Raw genomic sequence first — 23,488 nt, forward strand, 5'->3', positions numbered from 1 at the left:
CCGGGTTTTTGAAAATCTGAATCTAACCTTATTTACGCAACTTTTGAATCAAGCGTAACTGAGCAATTGCTTCAGCTAATTCTTGAGCCGCTTCTGCGTAATTGAAGTCAGCACCTGGATTACTGATGTGCTCTTCAGCACGGCGCTTAGCTTCTTCAGCGGACTGTTCATCCAAATCTTCTGCACGAACAGCGGTATCGGCAAGAACGGTTACGTTACCAGGTTGAACTTCTAAAATTCCACCTGCAACGTAAATCACTTCTTCTTCACCATGCTGCTTAACCAAACGCACCATACCAGGCTTAATTGGAGTGATCAGAGGCGCGTGACCAGGGTAGATACCCAATTCACCTTCGCTTCCGGTCACCTGTATAGTTTCAACGCGTCCCGAAAAAATTGCTTCTTCTGCGCTTACTACATCCAGATGTACTGTCATAGCTGCCATTTAAACCTCCGAATAGGTGCCTTGCAAAATATTGTAAACCGGCCGAAGCCGGTCTATATTATTTAGCTTTTTTGGCTTTCTCTACTGCTTCTTCGATTGAACCAACCATGTAGAACGCTTGTTCTGGAAGGTCATCGTACTCACCGGCCAGAATGCCTTTAAAGCCACTGATAGTGTCTTTCAAAGAAACATACTTACCTGGTGAACCAGTAAATACTTCAGCTACGAAGAAAGGCTGAGACAAGAAACGTTGAATTTTACGTGCTCTTGTAACGACTAACTTATCTTCGTCAGATAGCTCGTCCATACCCAAGATAGCAATGATGTCTTTTAGTTCTTTATAGCGCTGAAGAACCGTTTGAACACCACGTGCAACATCATAGTGATCTTGACCGATTACTAGCGGATCAAGCTGACGAGACGTTGAATCTAGTGGGTCAACAGCAGGATAAATACCCAAAGATGCGATGTCACGAGAAAGTACTACCGTTGCATCTAAGTGAGCAAACGTGGTTGCTGGCGACGGGTCGGTCAAATCATCCGCAGGAACATATACCGCTTGGATTGAAGTGATTGAACCTGTCTTAGTAGACGCGATACGCTCCTGAAGTACACCCATCTCTTCTGCTAACGTAGGCTGGTAACCTACCGCAGATGGCATACGACCTAGCAACGCAGATACCTCTGTACCCGCTAGGGTATAACGATAGATGTTATCAACGAAGAACAGTACGTCACGCCCTTCATCGCGGAATTTTTCCGCCATCGTCAAACCAGTCAAAGCAACACGTAAACGGTTACCTGGTGGTTCGTTCATCTGACCATATACCAGTGATACTTTATCCAGTACGTTCGAATCGTTCATTTCGTGGTAGAAGTCGTTACCCTCACGAGTACGCTCACCTACACCAGCGAATACTGAGAAACCACTGTGCTCAATTGCGATGTTACGGATAAGTTCCATCATGTTTACGGTTTTACCAACACCGGCACCACCGAACAGACCAACTTTACCCCCTTTAGCAAACGGACATACAAGGTCGATAACCTTGATACCTGTTTCTAAAAGCTCTACCGCGCTTGATTGTTCTTCGTAGCTAGGCGCTGCACGGTGAATAGACATTTTTTCTTCTTCACCAATTGGGCCAGCTTCATCGATAGGATTACCTAGTACGTCCATGATACGGCCTAGTGTGGCAGTACCGACTGGAACCATAATAGGTTCGCCTGTGTTTTCAACAGCAGTGCTACGACGTAAACCATCTGTAGTACCCATCGCAATGGTACGAACTACGCCACCACCTAACTGCTGTTGCACTTCCAGGGTCAACCCGGCTAAGTCACCATCGGTAACTTTAAGTGCGTCATAAACTTTTGGCACCACGTCTTGTGGAAATTCAATATCCACAACGGCACCAATGATTTGGACGACCTTACCTTGACTCATAATTTGTCCTCGTTATCTTTTATAAACCTTTGCCTACACCGCTGCCGCGCCGCTGACAATCTCACTGATTTCTTGCGTGATTGCAGCCTGACGAGCCTTGTTGTATATCAATTGCAGGTCATCAATTAAGTTACCGGCATTATCGGTAGCGGCTTTCATTGCTACCATTCGTGCCGCCTGCTCGGATGCAGCATTTTCTACTACACCTTGATACACCTGAGACTCTATGTAACGAACCATCAAAGACTCTAAAATTTCTTTTGGATCCGGCTCGTAAATGTAGTCCCAACGATGCTTATAATCTTTGTCATCTGACTTAGGCAAAGGCAGTAATTGGTTCATCACTGGTTTTTGCGTCATGGTATTTACGAAGTTGTTATAAACCAGATACACGCGATCCAATTTACCTTCGTCGTACGCATTTAACATTACGCGTACTACACCTACTACATCGCTCACTTTAGGCTTATCACCTAAACCTGATTCAGCAGCCAACAACTTGCCACCAAAACGGTTAAAGAACGAACAGGCTTTAGACCCTAACGCTGCGAAATCAACTTCCACTTCTTTCTCGCGCCAGTGTTTAATTTGCTGCGCGACAAGTTTAAATTCGTTGGTGTTCAAGCCACCACACAAACCTCGGTCAGTTGATATCACAATAAATCCAACACGCTTCACCTCGCGCTCTTCCAAATAAGGATGGCGATATTCAAGGTTACCGTTGGCGATGTGACCAATCACTTTAAGCATGTTTTCCGCATATGGACGACCTAGGGCCATACGTTCCTGCGCCTTTTTCATTTTAGACGCAGCAACCATTTCCATTGCGCTGGTAATTTTTTGAGTATTTTTAATACTCCCAATCTTACCTTTAATCTCTTTACCGCTTGCCATGACTATTTCTCCGATTACTCAACGATGAGCTGACTAAAAAAGTCAGCTCCTGATGATTACCACGTCTGAGTGGCTTTAAACTTAGTTAAAGCATCATTCAATTGTGCGGCGATATCGTCGTTGTAGTTACCTGTTTCATTAATAGTCTTCAGCAATTCGGTGTGCTCACTGTTCATGTACGAATGTAGAGCGGCTTCGAAATCAAGAATTTTATTCAATTCGACATCTTTCAAAAAGCCTTTCTCTACCGCAAACAATGAAACACCCATGTCACCAATAGACAGCGGACTATATTGTTTCTGCTTCATTAACTCAGTTACGCGCTCACCGTGCTCAAGTTGTTCACGGGTTGCATCGTCAAGGTCGGATGCGAACTGAGAGAACGCTGCCAATTCACGATACTGGGCTAATGCCAAACGAATACCACCACCTAATTTCTTAATGATTTTCGTTTGCGCTGCACCACCAACACGCGATACGGAAACACCTGCATTTACAGCAGGGCGGATACCGGCGTTGAACAGGTCAGTTTCTAAGAAGATCTGCCCGTCGGTGATTGAAATTACGTTGGTAGGAACGAACGCAGATACGTCACCGGCCTGTGTTTCAATGATAGGTAGCGCAGTTAATGAACCTGTTTTACCTTTCACTTCACCCTTAGTGAATTTTTCAACATACTGTTCGTTAACACGTGCAGCACGCTCAAGAAGACGCGAGTGAAGATAGAATACGTCACCAGGGTAGGCTTCACGACCTGGAGGACGCTTCAATAGCAATGATATTTGACGGTAAGCAACAGCTTGCTTAGACAAATCATCATATACGATAAGCGCATCTTCACCACGATCACGGAAGAATTCACCCATGGTACAACCAGAATACGGAGCCAGGTATTGTAACGCAGCTGATTCAGATGCTGATGCAGCTACCACAATGGTGTGTTCCATCGCGCCGTGTTCTTCCAATTTACGTACTACGTTAGCGATAGTAGAAGCCTTCTGGCCTACTGCTACGTAAACACATTTAATACCAGTGCCTTTTTGATTGATGATAGCATCAACAGCCATAGCTGTTTTACCACACTGACGGTCACCGATAATCAACTCACGCTGACCACGACCGATAGGAATCATTGAGTCAACTGACTTATACCCAGTTTGAACTGGCTGATCAACTGATTGACGTTCAATAACACCTGGTGCGATTTTCTCAACTGGCTCAAAGCCTTCCGCGTCGATAGAACCTTTACCATCAATTGGCTCACCTAGCGTGTTTACTACACGACCAAGTAATGCGCGGCCTACAGGTACTTCTAGAATACGACCAGTAGAGTTTACTTTTACGCCTTCTTTAAGGTCAGCGTATGGACCCATTACTACTGCACCAACAGAGTCTCGCTCAAGGTTTAGTGCAATCGCATAGCGACCACCTGGAAGCTCAATCATTTCACCTTGCATTACATCGGCTAGGCCGTGAATGCGGATAATACCATCGGTTACTGCAACGATGGTGCCTTCATTTCGAGCTTCACTGGTAACATTAAACTGTTCAATTCTTTTTTTGATCAGTTCTGCAATTTCAGTGGAATTAAGTTGCATGCTCTTATCCCCGTTATGCTTGCAACGCGTCTTCGAGACGGTTCAGTTTAGACTTCACGGAACCATCAATTACTGTATCACCGGCTTTGACGACAAAGCCCGCGATAAGTTGCGGATCCACGTTACAATTAAGCTTCACTTTACGTGCCAAACGTTTTTCTAAGCTTGCGCTAAGTTCAGTCTGTTGCGCCGCGCTAAGTTCAGTAGCAGAAGTAACATCTACTTCTACTTCTTTGTCATACTCAGCTTTATAGGCATCAAATAGTTCTGAAATTTCTGGTAACGCAACTAAACGTTTATTTTCAGCCAAAACTTTTACAAAATTCTGACCATGTTCATCGAGCTGTTCGCCAGCCACACTGATAAATATTTCAGCCAGCTTTTCAGAAGCAACCGCACCAGTTAATAATTGGTGCATATCGTCGTTCTGAGTTACTGCGCTGGAAAACGCCAGCATGTCCTGCCATTGGGCAATGGCGTTACGCTCGACCGCAAAATCAAATGCCGCTTTAGCATAGGGACGAGCAACAGTTGTCAATTCAGACATGGCTCATCTCCTCGTTAAAGTTCAGCGACAAGTTTTTCAACAATGTCGTTTTGTGCTTGTGCATCGATTTCACGTTGAAGAATTTGTTGCGCACCCGCAACTGCTAAGGCAGCTACCTGTTTGCGTAATTCTTCTTTGGCACGATTGCGTTCAGCTTCAATTTCGGCATAACCCTGAGCGATAATTTTTTCACGCTCGGCGTGACCACGCTGGGTTTCTTCGTCAACAAGCACGTTAGCTCGTTTCTTAGCCTGCTCGATAATTTCAGCTGCTTGCGCTTTCGCCTCTTTCAATTGCTCAGTAGCTTTGTGCTGAGCTAATTCCAGGTCTTTCTCGGCGCGATCAGAAGCTTCCAAGCCATCGGCTATCTTCTTCTGACGCTCTTCAATTGCTGCCAACAAAGGTGGCCATACGTACTTCATGCAGAACCACACGAAGACAGCAAATGCGATTAATTGACCAATTAGAGTGGCGTTAATATTCACAACCGCTCCTCCTCATTAAAGTTCGCTAATAGACTTGAGTTAATAAAAATTAAGCACCAACAGCGAACAATAGGTATAACGCGATACCAACACCGATCATAGCGATCGCATCGATAAGACCCGCAACGATAAACATTTTTACTTGAAGTTGAGGGGCTAGTTCAGGTTGACGAGCAGCAGATTCTAGGAATTTACCACCTAACAGACCAAAACCAATAGCAGTACCAAGGGCACCCATACCGATCAGAATTGAAACAGCGATGTATAACATTTACGTCTCCAGTTTAAGTTTAAATTTAAAGTTAAAAAAACCGTTTATTACTTTTACTTTTTTACTTCAGGCCACTAATTCCGCGGCCTTGTTAAAACTACCTAGTGGTCTTCGTGGGCAAGGCTTAAGTACACGATGGTCAACATCATGAAAATAAACGCTTGCAGTACAATCACCAGAATATGGAATACCGCCCATGGGAAGTGCAGAGGTAACTGCCATAAACCCAGTGTAGCGATTAGAATAAAGATCAACTCACCTGCATATAGGTTACCGAATAAACGCAGCGCCAATGAGAATGGACGAGCGAGTAGGGTAACGGATTCAAGGATGAAGTTGACTGGAATAAATGCCCAATGATTGAAAGGCTGCATGGTAAGTTCTTTAGTGAAACCACCAAATCCTTTTACTTTCACTGAATAAAATAAAATCAAGAAGAAAACGCCTAATGCCAGGGCCAACGTCAGATTCAAGTCAGTAGTAGGAACAACCTTCATGTATACATCATGAGGGTCCATACCAAAGCCATGATAACCGACCTGTCCTGCCAACCACGGTAGTACATCTACCGGCACTAAATCCATCAGGTTCATCAAGAACACCCAAACGAAAATCGTAAGTGCTAATGGTGCGATTAGATTGTTACGACCATGGAATGAGTCGCGGACATTGTCATTAACAAATTCAATGATAATTTCAACAAATGCTTGCCACTTTCCTGGCACGCCAGTAGTGGCTTTTTTTGCTGCACTGCGGAATAACCATAAGAACAATATGCCTAGGCCGATAGACCAGGCTAATGTATCTACATGCCATGCCCAAAATCCCGCATCGGCACACGCTTTATTAAACGCGATACCTTGGTCAGTTGAACACATGGTGGCATTGGTCAAGTGGTGCTTGATATATTCTGAGGTAGTAATTTCAGATGCCATTATTTAACCCAAGTTTAAAGTTTAAAAATCTTTTTTAGCGTTCGTGCATGCTTTTTAAATTGGTTCTACCCTGCACGAAAAAATGCTAACCAGTAGCTAGCGGCTGTGATGACAAACCCTGCAAACAATGCAATTGGTTCAATATCAAATTGAACAAATGCCACCACAAACAATAAAACAGTAATTAACAGCTTTACCTTTGCGCCTTGGTTGAAGCTTTTTACAACCAGTCTATTTTTTGAAGCCCCTGAATATCTGAATGCAAACAGCGCAAACACGCTGTTGGGGACGATACTGATAGTAGCGCCAATGGCAAATGAGATTGCCCATGTTTCCATACCAGATAGCGCAATTATTACGCTTATTACTAGCGCAATAAAGCACTGATAGAGTGCCCCCGTTCGCGCTAACTTTTTGCCTTTTTCAGTAATTTCCATCGTAACCGATAAAACCTGTTGTTTTGACGCCGACAAAAAGCGACAGAAGTATACTGTCTTGTCGATTTTTTTCAACCATTCAACGTCTTTTGGAAGCGAAATTGGAACATTTCAAGTTAACAATCGATTAACAATCGCCATCTAACCAGAAATAAGTGTGCATTACGAGTCGGTTCGGCCAAAAAAACAAAATAGTTTTAATGAATTTTTGCTAAAATACCGTCAAGATGTTCTAAATCGCTAAAATTTATCACCAGTTTGCCTTTTCCCTTTGCGTTATGGTCTATTGAGACATTTGCCCCTAAATTTTCCGATAAACGGGTAACTAGTTGCTTAACATCAGGGTCAATCACTTTTTCAGGTTTAGGTTTAGCGGGTTCAAGGTATTTGCGCACCAGTCTTTCAGTATCACGTACAGTCAAACCTTTACCCGACACAGTTTGTGCAGCTAGGGACTGTTGTTCGCCTTCCAAAGCTAGCAGAGCGCGAGCATGTCCCATTTCAATGTCACCATGCTCTAGCAATAATTTAACATCATCGTTCAGGTTGTTCAGACGTAACAGATTGGTCACTGTGGTACGTGATTTGCCTACCGCTTCTGCTACTTGCGCGTGGGTTAACTCAAATTCTACCATTAAGCGATCTAACGCCTGCGCTTCTTCCATTGCATTTAGATCTTCGCGCTGAATATTTTCTATAAGTGCTATAGCCACCGCGGCTTCATCTGGCACATTTTTGATAATACAGGGTACGACTTCTAATTGAGCCAGTTGCGAAGCGCGCCAGCGGCGCTCTCCTGCAATAATTTCGTAACAGTTTTCGGCCGTTTTTCGAACCACAATAGGCTGAATAACACCTTGCGAGCGGATAGATGCGGCTAACTCTTCCAAAGCATCGGGCGACATATCCTTTCGCGGTTGATATTTACCCGGCTTTAGGTACTCAATAGGTAACTTACTTAACTCACTTTGTTCAGCAACTGTATTGTCTCGTTCATTGACAGGGGATGCCTGGCTCGTTGCCAGTAAGGCGTCTAATCCGCGCCCTAATCCTCTTTTTTTTGCAGACATAATACCCTCAGTATTTTTCGCTTAATGATTCAAGTGATTATTTGTTAGTTTGCGTGCGCAGTCGATTGACGAGCTTTGTCCCGACGGCGTAATATTTCTCCCGCCAACGCCAGGTATGCTTTAGCGCCAGTAGATGATTTGTCATAATACATCGCAGGCGCGCCAAAACTAGGCGCCTCAGCCAAACGAACATTGCGGGGGATAACCGTTCGATATACCTGTTCGCCAAAATGGCGTTTCAATTGTTCAGATACATCGTTTGCCAGGCGATTACGTGGATCATACATGGTTCGTAATACGCCTTCTATTTTTAATTGCGGGTTCACTACTGAAGCGAGTTTCTGAATAGTATCCATTAACGCCGTTAACCCTTCTAATGCATAGTATTCACATTGCATAGGTACCAGCACCGAATCCGCTGCAGCGAGCGCATTTACCGTTAGCTGGTTCAGCGAAGGCGGACAATCAATAAAAATGAAATCATAGTATTGCATGACTGGTTTTAACGCATTGCGTAATCTTATTTCTCTGGCGAAAAGTTCCATCAACTTTATTTCCGCCGCAGTTACGTCACCATTGGCTGGAATCAGATCATATTTACCAGCAGTTTTTTCGACAATAACGTCTTTGATAGGTTTATCTTCAACCAACAACTCGTAGCAAGTGGCCTCTACCTCGTACTTATCGACGCCACTCCCCATAGTGGCATTCCCCTGCGGATCAAGATCAATCAACAGCACCTTGCGCTTGGTTGCCGCCATCGATGCGGCCACATTTACAGCTGTAGTGGTTTTCCCCACACCGCCTTTCTGATTCGCAATAGCTATAACTTTTGCCACTAAGCACCCTGATCTACGTTATTTTTTTTTAATGGTAACCAAATGACGTTCGCCGATTAAATCGGGGACAGATATTTCGGTAACAGCCTCAATATGGTAGTAATCACTTACTTCATCTATTTCCTGTTGAGGATATTGCCCTTTTAACGCCAAAAATCTCCCCTCAAAATCTACCAGATGTTGGCACCAGTGCAACATATCTTTTAAAGAAGCAAACGCGCGACTTATCACAATATCGTACAATAACTCTGGTTGATGGGCTTCAACGCGGCTTTGAATGGGATGAATATTTCCAAGTTTGCACTCATGTGCGACTTGTTTCATAAAGCGAACCCGTTTACCGAGGCTATCTAATAAACTAAATTCGATATGTGGCAAAACGATTGCCAGTGGAATGCCGGGTAATCCGGGACCCGTTCCCACATCGATTACACGTTTGCCCCGCACGAAGGGCATCACACTTAACGAATCCAAGATATGTTTTTGCAACATCTGTTTAGGATCACGTACTGAGGTTAAGTTATACGCTTTGTTCCATTTTACCAACATTTCCAGAAAGAGCAGCAAGGTTTGATGTTGTTCTTCGCTAATGACAAATCCCAGTCTGTCAATTCCAAGTTCAAGTTCTCTAGCTAACTCTTCGCGCTCAAAACTCATCGTCACGCTGATTGCCGCTCCTGTTTACGCATTAATCCATGTTTTTTCAAATAAACCAGCAGCAATGATATAGCAGCTGGTGTAATACCTGAAATTCTAGATGCTTTACCAATCGTTTCCGGCCTTGCTTCGGTTAGCTTTGCAACTACTTCGTTAGACAAACCCGAAATTTGGCTATAGTCAAAATCAGGCGGCAGTAGGGTATTCTCATTGCGCTGCGCTTTAGCGATCTCATCCATCTGTCGAGCAATATAACCAGCATATTTTATCTGAATTTCGACCTGCTCGGCTGCTTTTGGACACCCAATCCCAGGGCCTATCTCGTCTATTGCCATCAGATCGCTGTAAGTCATTTCTGGACGACGAATTAACTCTTCGAGTGAGTGTTCACGGCTTATGGGATTTTTTAATTTTTCATTAAGTTTTTCCACTGCACTGTGAGCTGGATGGATCCACTGTCCGCGTAAGCGTTGCAATTCAGTTTCTACCGCGTCCACCTTGGTATTAAACGATTGCCACCGCGCATCATCGATTAACCCAAGTTCACGGCCCAGTGCTGTTAAGCGCATATCTGCATTATCCTCACGTAATAACAAGCGATATTCCGCTCTACTCGTAAACATGCGATAAGGTTCTTTGGTACCCATGGTGGCTAAATCATCGATTAATACACCCATATAGGCCTGATCACGACGCAAAATAAACGGATCTTTCTGCTGGACCTGTAACGCCGCATTCACCCCGGCCACTAACCCTTGCGCACCAGCCTCTTCATATCCAGTAGTGCCATTTATTTGGCCAGCGAAAAACAAACCGCTAATAAATTTAGTTTCCAAGGTTTGTTTCAGATCGCGGGGATCAAAGAAATCATATTCAATGGCGTATCCCGGCCGTACGATATGCGCATTTTCGAACCCTCTGATAGATCGCACCAACGCCATTTGTACATCGAAAGGAAGACTGGTCGATATACCGTTTGGATACACTTCCATGCTGTTCAAACCTTCTGGTTCAACAAATATTTGATGCGAATTTTTATCAGCAAAGCGGGTAATTTTATCCTCAATACTGGGGCAGTAACGGGGTCCAACGCCTTCGATCACACCTGTGTACATGGGCGATCTATCTAATCCACTGCGGATAATTTCGTGGGTATTTTCATTGGTATGCGTGATATAGCATGGGATTTGACGCGGATGCATTTCTCGCGACCCCATAAATGAAAAGACCGGAGTAGGGGTATCACCCGCTTGTTCCTGCATGACCGCAAAATTAAGACTTCTGGCATCTAATCTAGCTGGAGTGCCGGTTTTTAACCGATCCACACGAAATGGGAGTGCTCGTAAACGATCAGCTAATGCGATTGAAGGCGGATCGCCCGCGCGTCCACCTCGATAATTTTCTAAGCCGATATGAATAGTGCCGCCAAGAAAGGTACCAACAGTTAGTACAACTGCCTTAGCTTTGAATTTGAGACCCATTTGGGTAACTACACCCACGACTTGATCTTGTTCAACAATAAGATCGTCGCAACTTTGCTGGAACAGCGTCAAGTTTGTTTGCTGTTCAACCATATTGCGAATGGCATTGCGATATAGCGTACGATCGGCTTGCGCACGAGTAGCGCGAACAGCGGGTCCTTTACTTGAGTTTAGCGTACGAAATTGGATCCCGCCTTGATCGATTGCGAGTGCCATAGCACCGCCAAGGGCATCAATTTCTTTGACCAGATGACCTTTACCGATCCCACCAATGGCGGGATTACATGACATCTGGCCAATGGTTTCAATGTTATGGGTAAGCAATAAAGTTTGCATGCCCATACGCGCTGCAGCCATAGCAGCTTCAGTGCCGGCATGACCGCCGCCAACAACTATGACATCAAACTCTTGTTGGTAAAACATGATGAAACCTCGCTTACCGATGACTAAAGACGATCCCAGAAAAATGGGGCGCGTATTTTAGCGAAGTTATGGCATAAAGAAAACGGTTAAATTTTCTGCGATATAGACTTTTTTGCGTAAAACAATCGAAGCTAATTATATATAGGATCTATTTAGATCTTTTATATTTATTACTATTAAGCAAGCCATTTTCTGTTAATAAGCCACTATTCACTATCCAAATCATCAAGTTAGAGGATGAATAAGATCTGATCTAGCTCAGGTTAACTGCCTCCTGATCTTGTTAATAACTAGGTGCTTTATCCACAATCATGAAAATTTAAAAAGTTGTCCTTTTTGAGATCAAAGCTTGTACACAGCGTTACAGGGGATCTTATACACACCCCTGATCTAACTGTGATCCAGTTGGGGATAACTTGTAGAAATGATCGTGCGATCTCACGGCGGAACCCTTGCAATTAAGGATCCCGCTGTGTATGGAAAGTTATTCAGATCAGCGTTTCACGATCCGGATACTTCCCCCTGAGGTGTGTAACTTTAATTGAGGCCCACCCCCATTTATTTGTCCATCGATCGAACGTTTCTTTACTCTTCCATCTATATCGAACTCACTTTTGACTATACCACCGCTTGTAGAAGCATCTAAATCCATTCTAATATCAGCCGGTAAAGCGGCTACGATCGAGCCACCAGAGGTGTTTAGTATCGCGTCTTTGGCTATTTGCTTAGCAAAGACAACATTGATGCTGCCGCCTGACGTGTGCGCGTCTATTTCGCCCTCAATGTCTTCTGTTTTGATTGAGCCTCCAGAGGTATGAAGCTGGACATCGCCTTTTACGTCAGCGACTTTTATAGCGCCACCAGAAGTTCGAGCATCAATATCTCCGGTCAGATCATCGACGATCTCAATTTTTCCGCCTGCAGTATTCAAATCTAGATTGTAGTTTTTCGGTACCGTGATCAGATAAGAAATGCGTGTTCGGCTCCAACTATGCTTGTTTTGGCGCTCGCCACGAACCTTTATGCCATTGTTATGTTTATCAAAATTAACGGTGAATTCCTCTTCGTCTTCACCATCAATTTCTATATAAAATTCAACTGACTCGTCATTATGAGTTTTTACTTGGATATTGCCTTGGTCAGTTTTCAAGTGCAAAGTATCTCCATACTGGGCATCAAATTCTTCTTCAATGACTTTCGCTTGCGCTACTGAAGCTAATAGAATGAGTGGTAAAAAGAGCGTAGATAACTGCTGGGGAAGTGTGAAAGTGAGCATGCGTTGTATTCCTTTAGTTTATAGACAAAAGGTATGACGCACTAAATTTCAAAAAGGTTTAAAAAAATTTTTTCTTTTAATCTATCTTAGTTGATTAGGCTGATAGGCAGGCGGTTGTGCTGCCTGTTCACTATCATCCGCTACCAGTCCTTTACGTCTACTGGGGCCGGCGAACCTGACTTTATAGGTATCGTATTCTTTGATGGATTCAAAACAATAGCGGCCTAAGGCCATTTCTAATTCAGACAGGTTATGATTAGTAATCAAGATACAATTCTTTTTATTTACTAACCGCTGGCGCAGTAAATTACCTAACCAACTTTGGGTGTTCTTTTTTAACATGGTTTCGTTCACACAGACTTCGTCAAGAATAAGTAAATCGACATTTAGTAATTCTTGATGCGCTTCACGAAATTTTTGGCCGACATTATCCTGTGCGCCAAAATCATAAGAGGAATAGCGTAATTCTAATAATGTGGAAAGTTGGCGATATAAAACCGTAATTTCGTATTGGTCTATTAATTGGTGTGCAATTGCCCCTGCAATATGGGATTTACCGCGGCCATAGTCGCCATAGAAAATCATCATATGCGAGCCTGCGTTGCGCCAGTTTATATCTTCATGGGCTGCAATGAAGGAATGGGCAATACTGACAGCTTCGATTACGTCATCACTGTCTTCTACCAAATTGGCAAATGTCCACTTTGGGTTTAAGTCGGAGCGACCATGCAATGTCGAAATCCGCTGGTTCTTACTTACCTGTTGCGCTTGTTTAACTTCAGCATTCGCCTGCATTTCGTATTGTTTGCGCAGTGTTTGATAGTCAGTGTAATCCTGTGGGTCAGCGGTATTCTTACCAAGAGCCTTGGCTAACCCATTAATTTTATCTTTCAGCGATTGCATAGTATTTGTGTCTTATTCAGTTACTGTTTTCGAGGATACTTCTCGACAAGCTTACGGGTATTATCATCTGCTTCAACCGATGGTGCAACTTGCGTGATGTTCTCAGCCCTCGTTCGTACCGCCACGTCAGCCCTTCCCAAACGTTTACTTCGCAGGGAATAAACAAATTTCTGCGTCCATTGAAAGTGGCTGAGCACGGTGGTGGGACGGCCCAGCCAGTAACCGATAAACTCATTAATATCATCTTGGTCATAGGCTTTATTAGCTAAACCTAGTAACGTTGCCATCTCTTCAAACAAGGCATCGTCAGGCTGCCATTTCATATTTATTGCCTGATGCTGGCGGTGAAGATGACTAAACGAATCATGTTTTGCCTGAATTAGCGGTAAAAGAATCACCTTACCGTTTAATGATGATTCAAACGACAACGGGGAGGGTAAAGCGATCAATCCGGCTTGTTCGAGTGTTTTCAACAGGTCATTAATATGTCTACCTCGGGTAAAAGGTTGTTCGGTTGAGTCTGCATTAACCAGAGCGAGTAAAAACTTATAATTGAGCGCTTCAGAAGCGGCTGTGGTGGTATTAGCGGTAGGCCGTAAGCCTAAGCAATAAACGACCCTGGCTGCATTTGTCAGCGGGCCACATAAGGCGTGATACTCTGCTTCGGTAAACATACAATTAAGCCAGTTGAGTACTCGAATGTGAAGTAAACCAGGCTACCGCTTCATCTTCTGGTATAGGATGAATTAATACGTCAATATGAAGTGGTGTAGCTATGATATTTGCACCAGCTTGCTTAAGTAACGTCTCCATTGTTTTGGCTCCCTGGCAAAAGGTATCGTAACTGCTATCGCCTAAACCTATTACAAATGCAGATACAGTCGACAGATCTGCGTTTTCTAATTGCTCTGCAAAAGGTTGTATATTGTCTGGTAGGTCACCGGCACCGTGAGTGGAGGTACAAACAATCCAGATAGTGTCTTTACTTATTTGACTTAAGTCAGGCGCAAGATGAATTTCAACAGTGCCCTTTTGTTGGGTGATATGTTCTGCTAGTGCGTCTGCTACATATTCTGATGCGCCCAACACAGAACCTACAATTATCGCGTAATTTGACATATTATTTACCAATACAAAATGAAGAAAATATTCTTCCTAACAAATCGTCAGAAGTGAATTCGCCGGTAATTTCTGTCAATTCTTGATGGGCCAGACGAAGTTCTTCAGCTAGCAGTTCACCTGCAAGGTGCTCGGTCAATTGTAATTGTCCGCTTTCTAAGTGGTTAAGTGCATTGGCCAATGCATCGAGATGACGACGACGAGCAATGAACTTACCTTCAGTTGTGGTATCCAAACCCATTGTTTTAGCGAGATGCTGAATTAATAATTCAATTCCATTTCCCGTATTGGCGGATAATCTTAGTATGGTGGTATCGTTATGTTCAGACGAAAGCGTTTCTTGTCCTATTGGCTCGCCTGATAAGTCCGCTTTGTTCCTTATTACGGTAACAGGAACACTGTCAGGCAAGCGATGCATAAATTCAGGCCATATCTTATACGGGTCAGCTTCATTTGATTCAGTACTATCTACTACAAACAACACCCGGTCAGCCTCTTCTATGGCTTGCCATGCGCGTTTAATACCTATTAATTCAACTTCGTCAGTACTTTCTCTTAAGCCAGCAGTATCAATTATATGTACAGGCATCCCTTCAATATGAATATGCTCTTTAAGAATATCGCGCGTGGTACCAGCAATATCTGTCACGATAGCGCTATCTCGGCCCGCTAAGGCATTAAGTAAACTAGATTTACCTGCATTGGGACGACCCGCAATAACTACATGCATCCCTTCCCGGAGCAATGAACCTTGTTTAGCCTGATGTTGCACGTGCTTTAGTTGTTGTAGGATAGCATTTAAATCTGAGGTCACTTTTCCATCAGACAGAAAATCAATTTCTTCATCCGGAAAATCGATTGCTGCTTCCACATACATTCTTAATTGAATAACCTGCTCTGCAAGCTGATTAATCTGCTCAGAAAATTCACCTTGTAGCGAGCGAAGTGCACTTCTTGCGGCTTGCTTAGAACTTGCGTCAATAAGATCGGCAATTGCCTCTGCTTGTGCTAAATCGAGCTTATCGTTTAAGAATGCCTGTTCGCTAAACTCGCCTGGCCTGGCTAAACGTATTCCTGGTACTTGTAAGACGGCATCAATCAGCATATCCATAACGACTTGTCCGCCGTGGCCTTGTAATTCAAGTACGTCTTCTCCTGTAAAGGAGTTAGGGCCAGAGAAAAAAAGAGCAATACCCTGATCTATAATATTATTATGCGAGTCGTAAAAAGGACAATAGGACGCTAGTCGCGGTGTAAGCGAAGTATGCAATATAGCTTTGCTTACAGCTTTTGCTTCAGGCCCCGAGACACGAATAATCCCTACACCACCTCTACCAGGTGCAGTAGCTTGGGCTACAATGGTTTCATGAGTAGGGAATTCCAAACGAATTAGTCTCTAAAGTTAGTGTATTGGAAAGGCTGCCCAAGGTCAGATTGTTTAACCAACGCAATCGCTTCTTGTAAATCGTCACGTTTTTTCGCTGTAACACGTAGCTGGTCACCTTGTATAGAAGCTTGCACTTTCAACTTTGCGTCTTTCATTAATTTAACAATTTTCTTCGCTACAGGCTGTTCGATACCTTCTTTAAAGGCAATTGTTTGATAGAAATTTTTTCCGCGATGGTCAAAATCTTTAACATCCATCGATGAGGTATCTAGGTTTCGTTTAGCGCAAGCATTGCGAAACATGGATTCCATTTGCTGTAACTGGAATTCTGCCTCAGCTTGCATTTTTACTGTTTTATCCTTGTATTCAAAGCTCGCCTCTACACCCCGAAAATCAAACCGTGTAGACAATTCTCTGTTGGCATTTTCGGTAGCATTGCGCACTTCTTCCATGTTGATTTCTGAAACAATATCAAATGATGGCATATGTATTCCTCGTACGTAATCAAAACAGCCCTTATAGGGCTGTTTTAAGTTCTATTTATTTAGTCTGTAATCCGCGTTTTTCCATTGAAGCGTAGATTATCTTCGCCTGAATCAGAGTGATAACGTTGCTGACGAGCCAGTAAAGTACCAGTCCTGCAGGGAACCAAAGGAAGAACACACTCATCATAACCGGCATCCACTGCATAATTTTTTGTTGCATGGGATCGCTGATGGTATTGGGTTGCAGTTTTTGCAACAGATACATACTTGCGCCAGTAAGAACAGGCAAGACGAAGTACGGGTCTTTTACTGATAAATCGGTAATCCATAAGTAGAACTCTGCGTGACGCAATTCCACACTTTCCATAAATACCCAATACAACGCTAAAAAGATAGGCATCTGTAACAATAGTGGGAAACAACCGCCCATTGGGTTGACCTTTTCTTTGCGGTATAAGTCCATCATTCCCTGCGACATTTTTTGCCGATCGTCGCCGTAACGTTCCTTTAATTGCTGCATCTTAGGAGCTAAATTACGCAGTTTAGCCATCGACTCGTATTGCTTCTTAGTGAGAGGGTACATAATTCCTTTCACAATAATCGTGATTAGAATAATGGCCAGTCCCCAGTTTCCAACGAGATCGTGCAGAATTTGCAACAATTTAAATAACGGTTTTGAAATCCACCATAAAACACCGTAATCAACAGTTAAATCTAATCCACGAGCGATGGTCTCTAACTCATCCTGATCTTTGGGGCCGAGGTAGAGTCGAGAGGCTAATGTAGTCGACTCACCACTAGCGATATTTACTGGCTCACCGGTAAAACCGATAATGGCGTATTGATTGCGAATTAACCGGCTGTATATTTTGTTAACTTGATCCTGAGGAGGCACCCAAGCAGATACAAAATAGTGTTCCAGCATACCTACCCAACCACCTAACGTGGTTTCGCGAAGATTCTTGTCTTCGATATCGTCAAAGGTGTATTTATCATAGCGTTCATCTTCGGTCGAGTAGGCGGCACCGCGATAAGTTGGCATGAAAACATTTCCATCTGAATCAGCAAGAATTTGTTTCAACTGAGCATATTGTTGGACATTAGCTGTTTGTGCCGTATTGTTTTCAATTGTGTAAACAACATCTATGTCGTGTTTTCCGCGGGTAAACTTTAGTGTTTTGGTTACCACAATGCCGGCTGAATTCCGCCATCTTAGAGGAACTTCCAGCGTATCACCTTCAAGGGTATAGCTTTGGTGAGCTACGCTGTATCTAGGCCGACCTTGTGAACTTCCATCCGGTCCATTAGCCCCTACCAAGCCACTCTGCGCTATGTAGAGCTGCTCATTGTTTCTAAGTAAGCTATAAGGCTGGGAGGACCCTTGCTTGACCGGAAACTTATTTAAATCGGCATAAACGATATCACCGCCCACCAAATCTACTTTTAGATCCAGCGTATCGGTTGAAACTGTGATTAAGCGTGACGTATTCGAATTAGTTGCCGAGGGAAGCTGATTACCAGCCTGTGGCGTAGATACTGGAACGTCTTCACTCGCCTGAATAGCAGGTTCTGTTGAAGCCACGCCTTCATTTTGTGAAGATACTGATTGTTCCGTGCCAATTGGCTCGACGGGTTTTGGACCATAATCTACATGCCACTGCTGCCATAGCAGAAAACTGACTAGTGCCAGGCCAATAACCAAAAAACTACGTTGCGATTCCATAGAGGTCTCTTTACTTTATAGGTTTGTTGTTTTGTTTGTTTGGGACTGGATCACATCCGCCCGCGTGCAAAGGATGGCATTTTAATATGCGTTTCACCGATAACCAACCGCCAATTACCAATCCGTGTGTTTTTAATGCATCAATAGCATATTGTGAACAGGTGGGATGAAACCTGCACCGTTGTCCAAGCATAGGTGAAATCAACAGTTTATATACCCAAATAAGTAATAAGGGAATGCCTATTGTGATTCGGCGCAACGTTTGACTAACTTTTGCCATTGCTTTTCCAAAGTTTTAAATATTTCGTCATTGCTGAGCTGATCAGCGCCAGACTTGCCCACGACAATAATATCTATCGGGGGTAGTTGATGAGCCTTATGGCGAAAGCTTTCGCGTATGATTCTTTTAATACGGTTACGATCGTGCGCTTTTCTTATGCGCTTTTTAGATAATGTGATGCCAAGCCGGGGATTTTCAAGCTGATTATGTCTAGCAAGTAAGGTAAAAGCAGGAGATACGGCTGGAATAGCCTTATTAAAAACACGGGTAAAGTGGGAGGGAGTTAGTAATCGTAACTCCCTAGAAAATTGATTTTCGCCCACTTCGGCAACTAACCATTAAGCAGAAAGGCGAGCACGGCCCTTTGCACGGCGAGCTGCAAGTACTTTACGACCGTTTTTGGTCGCCATACGAGCACGGAAACCGTGTGAACGCTTACGCTTTAGGTTGCTCGGTTGAAATGTTCTTTTCATGACCAAAGTCTCACAAACAAAAATTAAATTTAGGCAGTTTTCGAATACGTCACATGTTAAATGACTATTTTTTAGCTACCCTTCCAAAAGGACGCTGAATTCTAGAGATCTAAAGCCTTGCTGTCAATCTTAACTGGTACGAAAAACAAAAATAATGTTGGTAATTTGTTCAAGTAGGTTTAAAAACTCTGCAGGTATAAAAGCGCTGTGTGAATAAATCAGATCTGTCAATACATTTATCCACAGATTACATTTTTCTGAGCGCTTTCAATTACATTTTTGGGTTAATGATCGTATGTACAGTGGATCCTTCGATCTATACTTTGTCAAGCAAGTTACGAAATTTTAATAAGTAAAAACAATCATATAATAAAACGATCTTAGTGATCTGTAATGATCCCGATTTACATTCTGCAGTAAAACAAGGATAATCCACAGCATAATATTAAACCTTTAAAAATTTGCGCAACGTTTGATATTTCTTTTTTGAAATATCCATTCTCAATTAGTCATCTTCACGCAATTTATTTTTTAGTAGATTCTGTGTTCGTCGCGCATAGGAGCATTTTTTTAACATGTCATTATGGAACCTCTGTCTTGATAGGTTAAGGCAAGAATTGCCTAACCAGCAGTTCAGCATGTGGATAAGACCGTTGACATCAGATGAGCAGGCTGACGTTATTACGTTATATGCGCCCAACCGTTTTATTCTGGATTGGGTGCGTGATAAATATCGTGACAAGGTAACCGAGCTGTTTGCCGAGTTCGCAGGTAATGAAGCACCACAACTTCGTTTAGAAGTGGTGAGCCGTCGAGCTCCTGAAATCAAAACCAATCAAACGCCAAGTAGTAGCCAAGCGCCTGCAACTATGTCTTCGTCCGCTACAACGCAATACAATGCGGTGAATGATAAGGCTAGAAAACCAACAGAAGCGAAACCAACTACTTCTCCAATAGTCGTACCTATTCCTGAGGCGGCTAAACATAAGAGTAATATTAATCCAAATTATCAATTTGATAACTTTGTAGAAGGTAAATCTAACCAGTTAGCAAGAGCTGCCGCCACCCAGGTCGCTAATAATCCTGGCGGCTCCTATAATCCTCTATTTATTTATGGAGGGACGGGTTTAGGTAAAACTCACTTACTTCACGCAGTGGGTAATGGCATCATTGCAAATCGTCAAAATGCTAGAATCGTCTATATGCATTCTGAGCGTTTTGTTCAGGATATGGTTAAAGCGCTGCAGAATAATGCGATAGAAGATTTCAAACGTTTTTATCGCTCAGTAGATGCATTACTGATTGATGATATTCAATTTTTCGCTAATAAAGAACGATCTCAGGAAGAGTTTTTCCATACCTTTAATGCATTGTTGGAAGGTAACCAACAAATCATATTGACGTCGGATCGTTACCCCAAAGAGATTGATGGCGTAGAGGATCGATTAAAATCTCGTTTTGGCTGGGGTTTGACTATTGCTATTGAGCCTCCTGAGCTTGAAACTCGGGTTGCTATTTTAATGCGTAAGGCAACTGAAAATCGTATTAATCTGCCCAATGAAGTAGCCTTCTTTATCGCTAAACGGTTGCGTTCAAATGTTCGGGAATTAGAAGGGGCGTTGAATCGTGTTATTGCAAATGCAAACTTTACGGGTCGGCCCATCACCATAGATTTTGTGCGCGAAGCGTTACGTGATTTATTGGCCCTGCAAGAAAAGTTAGTAACTGTTGATAATATTCAGAAAACTGTTGCAGATTATTATAAAATTAAAGTTGCAGATATTCTCTCTAAGCGTCGCAGTCGAAGTGTTGCAAGGCCCAGACAAGTAGCTATGGCATTATCAAAAGAATTAACTAATCATAGTCTACCAGAACTAGGCAATGCATTCGGCGGCCGAGATCACACTACAGTGCTTCACGCATGCCGAAAAATAGAGCAGCTTAGAGAAGAAAGTCATGATATAAAGGAAGACTATAAAAACCTTATTAGGACGTTATCTTCTTAACTTAAATATTCCGTTAAGATGCATTTAAAGAGGCGCAACAAGAACCGATGAAATTTTCCATCAGCCGTGAAAAATTTTTGCAACCCCTACAATTAGTGTCTGGCGCCGTCGAACGCCGGCATACCCTACCAATTTTATCCAATGTACTAATAAAAGTTAGTGAAGGATCACTTTGGCTAACGGGAACGGACCTTGAGGTTGAATTAATTTCTAGTACCCCTCTTGAAGGTGAAATACAGGAAGGCGAAATTACAGTTCCAGCCAAAAAGTTGTTTGATATAATCAGAGGGCTATCTGACGGTACTGATATTCAGTTTTCGGTAGATGGAAATAAAGCGCTAATGAAAGCGGGCAGGGGTAAATATACTTTATCCACGCTTTCAGCTAATGATTATCCTAATCTTGAAGATTGGGAAGGCGAAGTTGAGTTCGAAGTAACGTCCAGTGATTTGAAACATCTTATTGATAGCACACACTTTTCGATGGCTCAGCAAGATGTACGTTATTATTTAAATGGGATGTCCTTAGAAACAGAAGACAATCTTGTACGTACGGTAGCAACGGACGGTCATCGCCTAGCGTTATGTAGATTTGGGTTTGAAGGAGCCAGTTTACCGGCACGCCAGGTTATTATCCCTCGCAAGGGCGTGCTTGAAATATCCCGTTTAATAGGTGAAGAGGATAAGTCCCTTAAGATTCAAATAGGCGCCAATCATCTGCGTTTGTTTTCGAGTGAATTCATTTTTACCAGTAAATTAGTTGACGGTCGTTTTCCTGATTACCGTCGCGTTCTTCCTAAAGATGGCGATAAAGAAATTATCGCGAGTAAAGCGGTTTTGAAAGAAGCTTTTTCGCGCGCAGCTATTCTATCTAATGAAAAATTCAGGGGTGTGCGTTTAAACCTATCTTCCGGTGAACTTAAAATTACGGCAAATAACCCTGAACAAGAAGAGGCAGAAGAAATTGTCGATGTTGATTACCAGGGTGATGATCTGGAAATAGGCTTTAACGTTGCTTACCTGATTGATGTATTGAATGCGCTTTCGGCTGAATCCGTTAAGATATCCCTATCAGATGCAAATGCTAGCGCATTAATAGAAGCGGCAGATGATGATTCCGCGCTTTATGTTATCATGCCGATGCGTCTATAGTTTTGGAACCCTACTTCTAAGAAGTAGGGTACAATGCTATCAAAGCCCTTTGAGATTTCTATGAAACTGGCGCAAGTCCAGATATCAAACTTCAGAAATATTTCCTCTGCTTGCTTAAACCTATCTCCTTCCTTATCAGTTATAAGGGGGCAGAACGGCAGCGGGAAATCTTCATTATTAGAAGCAATTTATTATTTAGGTTACGGTCGCTCCTTCAGGACAAATAAGCATGAGTCTGTAATTAAAGAAGAGCAATCGTCGTTCAGCGTATTCGCTAAGTGTGATATCGATAATTCATCCCCTATAAAAGTAGGAATACAACGTACTCGCACCAACGAGGTTACTTGTAACGTGAATGGTGAACATTCCAAAAAATTGTCTGACCTAGTGAGTTTAGTACCGGTGCAGCTTTTTACCCCGCAGAGTACCGACTTATTGGTTGGCAGCCCTTCAGACCGAAGACGATTTATTGATTGGGGTGTGTTTCACGTGGAACAATCTTTTCAAGCGCAGTCGCGGACATATCAATTATTATTAAAGCAACGAAATGCAATAATTAAGAAGGGCGATGACCTGACCAGACCAGAACATAGTTTCTGGACGGAGAAACTAAAAGAATCGGCAGAATTTATTAGTTTAAAGCGTCAGCAATATATACAAGCGTTAATTCCCTATTTTAAATCGATAATGGAGCAATTTTTACCTGAGTTTTGTGTCGAAATTGCTTATTATAGGGGGTGGGATAAACATCATTCTTTCGAAGAAGCCCTGCAAAGAAAACGCGATTATGACTACAGAGTTGGTTACACTTCGGTAGGTCCCCATAAAGCAGATTTAAAAATAAAAGTTAATAGTGTTTCGGCGCAAGAGATGCTTTCCAGAGGTCAACTTAGAATGACGGTAGCAGCTTTACAATTGGCGCAAACAAAGCTATTTAACGCACAATCACAGAGACAAAGTATTTTTCTACTTGATGATATTGGTGCCGAGTTAGACAGCATCCGAAGAGAAAAGTTTTTAACTAGCTTGTTGGAAACGAATACACAAGTAGTAGTAACAGCAATAGTCGGTGAGATGATCGACTTCGTAAAGAATTACAACGATAAAAGAATGTTTCACGTGGAACATGGCATCGTGAAAGAGGAGAGCAACTAAG

At 42.8% G+C, this 23,488-nt stretch carries 26 protein-coding genes; 3 read left to right on the plus strand and 23 right to left on the minus strand.

Annotation, left to right across the window (positions count from 1 at the left end; all coding sequences use genetic code 11):
* Positions 1-28: 28 nt before the first annotated feature.
* From OPS28_RS16560 to rpmH, 23 genes are all read right to left on the minus strand, one after another.
* Positions 29-445, minus strand: coding sequence for a F0F1 ATP synthase subunit epsilon (locus OPS28_RS16560; RefSeq protein ID WP_169211212.1), 417 nt, complete (start codon positions 443-445; stop codon positions 29-31).
* Between the two features lie 58 nt (positions 446-503).
* The gene (gene atpD, locus OPS28_RS16565) at positions 504-1,892 is read right to left on the minus strand and encodes a F0F1 ATP synthase subunit beta (protein ID WP_265610576.1); all 1,389 of its coding nucleotides are present in this window, start codon (positions 1,890-1,892) and stop codon (positions 504-506) included.
* Positions 1,893-1,925: 33 nt separating this feature from the next.
* Complete coding sequence (gene atpG, locus OPS28_RS16570) at positions 1,926-2,786, minus strand: F0F1 ATP synthase subunit gamma (protein WP_265610577.1); 861 nt, start codon at positions 2,784-2,786, stop codon at positions 1,926-1,928.
* A gap of 56 nt (positions 2,787-2,842) precedes the next feature.
* Positions 2,843-4,384, minus strand: a complete 1,542-nt coding sequence (atpA, locus tag OPS28_RS16575) for a F0F1 ATP synthase subunit alpha (RefSeq protein WP_265610578.1) — start codon at positions 4,382-4,384, stop codon at positions 2,843-2,845.
* 13 nt (positions 4,385-4,397) lie between these two features.
* Positions 4,398-4,931 (minus strand): F0F1 ATP synthase subunit delta, encoded by a 534-nt coding sequence (gene atpH, locus OPS28_RS16580; protein WP_265610579.1) that lies wholly within the window; start codon positions 4,929-4,931, stop codon positions 4,398-4,400.
* A 14-nt stretch (positions 4,932-4,945) separates the two neighbouring features.
* The gene (gene atpF, locus OPS28_RS16585; RefSeq protein ID WP_265610580.1) at positions 4,946-5,416 is read right to left on the minus strand and encodes a F0F1 ATP synthase subunit B; all 471 of its coding nucleotides are present in this window, start codon (positions 5,414-5,416) and stop codon (positions 4,946-4,948) included.
* A gap of 49 nt (positions 5,417-5,465) precedes the next feature.
* Entirely contained in the window at positions 5,466-5,687 is a 222-nt protein-coding gene (atpE, locus tag OPS28_RS16590; protein WP_169211206.1) for a F0F1 ATP synthase subunit C, read from the minus strand.
* A 101-nt stretch (positions 5,688-5,788) separates the two neighbouring features.
* A complete protein-coding gene (atpB, locus tag OPS28_RS16595; protein ID WP_265610648.1) occupies positions 5,789-6,625 on the minus strand; it encodes a F0F1 ATP synthase subunit A in 837 nt (278 codons plus the stop codon).
* A 62-nt stretch (positions 6,626-6,687) separates the two neighbouring features.
* Positions 6,688-7,134, minus strand: a complete 447-nt coding sequence (locus tag OPS28_RS16600) for an ATP synthase subunit I (RefSeq protein ID WP_265610581.1) — start codon at positions 7,132-7,134, stop codon at positions 6,688-6,690.
* 122 nt (positions 7,135-7,256) lie between these two features.
* Positions 7,257-8,129, minus strand: coding sequence for a ParB/RepB/Spo0J family partition protein (locus OPS28_RS16605; RefSeq protein ID WP_265610582.1), 873 nt, complete (start codon positions 8,127-8,129; stop codon positions 7,257-7,259).
* 44 nt (positions 8,130-8,173) lie between these two features.
* Complete coding sequence (locus tag OPS28_RS16610) at positions 8,174-8,968, minus strand: ParA family protein (protein WP_265610583.1); 795 nt, start codon at positions 8,966-8,968, stop codon at positions 8,174-8,176.
* Positions 8,969-8,986: 18 nt separating this feature from the next.
* Positions 8,987-9,625, minus strand: coding sequence for a 16S rRNA (guanine(527)-N(7))-methyltransferase RsmG (rsmG, locus tag OPS28_RS16615; protein ID WP_265610649.1), 639 nt, complete (start codon positions 9,623-9,625; stop codon positions 8,987-8,989).
* A gap of 2 nt (positions 9,626-9,627) precedes the next feature.
* The gene (gene mnmG / locus OPS28_RS16620) at positions 9,628-11,529 is read right to left on the minus strand and encodes a tRNA uridine-5-carboxymethylaminomethyl(34) synthesis enzyme MnmG (RefSeq protein ID WP_265610584.1); all 1,902 of its coding nucleotides are present in this window, start codon (positions 11,527-11,529) and stop codon (positions 9,628-9,630) included.
* 493 nt (positions 11,530-12,022) lie between these two features.
* Complete coding sequence (locus tag OPS28_RS16625; RefSeq protein WP_265610585.1) at positions 12,023-12,805, minus strand: DUF4097 family beta strand repeat-containing protein; 783 nt, start codon at positions 12,803-12,805, stop codon at positions 12,023-12,025.
* A gap of 81 nt (positions 12,806-12,886) precedes the next feature.
* Complete coding sequence (locus OPS28_RS16630; protein ID WP_265610586.1) at positions 12,887-13,708, minus strand: ATP-binding protein; 822 nt, start codon at positions 13,706-13,708, stop codon at positions 12,887-12,889.
* Positions 13,709-13,728: 20 nt separating this feature from the next.
* Entirely contained in the window at positions 13,729-14,382 is a 654-nt protein-coding gene (locus OPS28_RS16635) for a DnaT-like ssDNA-binding domain-containing protein (protein WP_265610587.1), read from the minus strand.
* A gap of 4 nt (positions 14,383-14,386) precedes the next feature.
* Complete coding sequence (mioC, locus tag OPS28_RS16640) at positions 14,387-14,827, minus strand: FMN-binding protein MioC (protein WP_265610588.1); 441 nt, start codon at positions 14,825-14,827, stop codon at positions 14,387-14,389.
* 1 nt (position 14,828) lies between these two features.
* Positions 14,829-16,211, minus strand: a complete 1,383-nt coding sequence (gene mnmE / locus OPS28_RS16645; protein ID WP_265610589.1) for a tRNA uridine-5-carboxymethylaminomethyl(34) synthesis GTPase MnmE — start codon at positions 16,209-16,211, stop codon at positions 14,829-14,831.
* A 5-nt stretch (positions 16,212-16,216) separates the two neighbouring features.
* Entirely contained in the window at positions 16,217-16,699 is a 483-nt protein-coding gene (locus tag OPS28_RS16650; RefSeq protein WP_265610590.1) for a YajQ family cyclic di-GMP-binding protein, read from the minus strand.
* A gap of 55 nt (positions 16,700-16,754) precedes the next feature.
* A complete protein-coding gene (gene yidC / locus OPS28_RS16655) occupies positions 16,755-18,422 on the minus strand; it encodes a membrane protein insertase YidC (protein WP_265610591.1) in 1,668 nt (555 codons plus the stop codon).
* A gap of 10 nt (positions 18,423-18,432) precedes the next feature.
* Complete coding sequence (yidD, locus tag OPS28_RS16660) at positions 18,433-18,702, minus strand: membrane protein insertion efficiency factor YidD (protein ID WP_265610592.1); 270 nt, start codon at positions 18,700-18,702, stop codon at positions 18,433-18,435.
* The gene (rnpA, locus tag OPS28_RS16665; protein WP_265610593.1) at positions 18,663-19,025 is read right to left on the minus strand and encodes a ribonuclease P protein component; all 363 of its coding nucleotides are present in this window, start codon (positions 19,023-19,025) and stop codon (positions 18,663-18,665) included. The genes yidD and rnpA overlap by 40 nt, the downstream gene beginning before the upstream one ends.
* A 15-nt stretch (positions 19,026-19,040) precedes the next feature.
* On the minus strand, positions 19,041-19,175 hold the full coding sequence (gene rpmH / locus OPS28_RS16670) for a 50S ribosomal protein L34 (protein WP_014290886.1): 135 nt from the start codon (positions 19,173-19,175) through the stop codon (positions 19,041-19,043).
* A 575-nt stretch (positions 19,176-19,750) separates the two neighbouring features.
* Between rpmH and dnaA the strand changes: the two genes are divergently transcribed.
* Genes dnaA through recF form a run of 3 tightly spaced genes read left to right on the plus strand, consistent with a single transcriptional unit; the run spans position 19,751 to position 23,487 of the window.
* Positions 19,751-21,181 carry a chromosomal replication initiator protein DnaA gene (gene dnaA / locus OPS28_RS16675; RefSeq protein ID WP_265610594.1) on the plus strand — a complete coding sequence of 477 codons (1,431 nt, stop codon included), beginning with the start codon at positions 19,751-19,753 and terminating at the stop codon, positions 21,179-21,181.
* Positions 21,182-21,228: 47 nt separating this feature from the next.
* The gene (gene dnaN, locus OPS28_RS16680; RefSeq protein ID WP_265610595.1) at positions 21,229-22,332 is read left to right on the plus strand and encodes a DNA polymerase III subunit beta; all 1,104 of its coding nucleotides are present in this window, start codon (positions 21,229-21,231) and stop codon (positions 22,330-22,332) included.
* A gap of 60 nt (positions 22,333-22,392) precedes the next feature.
* Positions 22,393-23,487, plus strand: coding sequence for a DNA replication/repair protein RecF (gene recF, locus OPS28_RS16685; RefSeq protein ID WP_265610596.1), 1,095 nt, complete (start codon positions 22,393-22,395; stop codon positions 23,485-23,487).
* Position 23,488 lies beyond the last annotated feature (1 nt).

This window comes from Alteromonas sp. ASW11-130, from assembly GCF_026183735.1.
GTDB lineage: Bacteria > Pseudomonadota > Gammaproteobacteria > Enterobacterales > Alteromonadaceae > Alteromonas.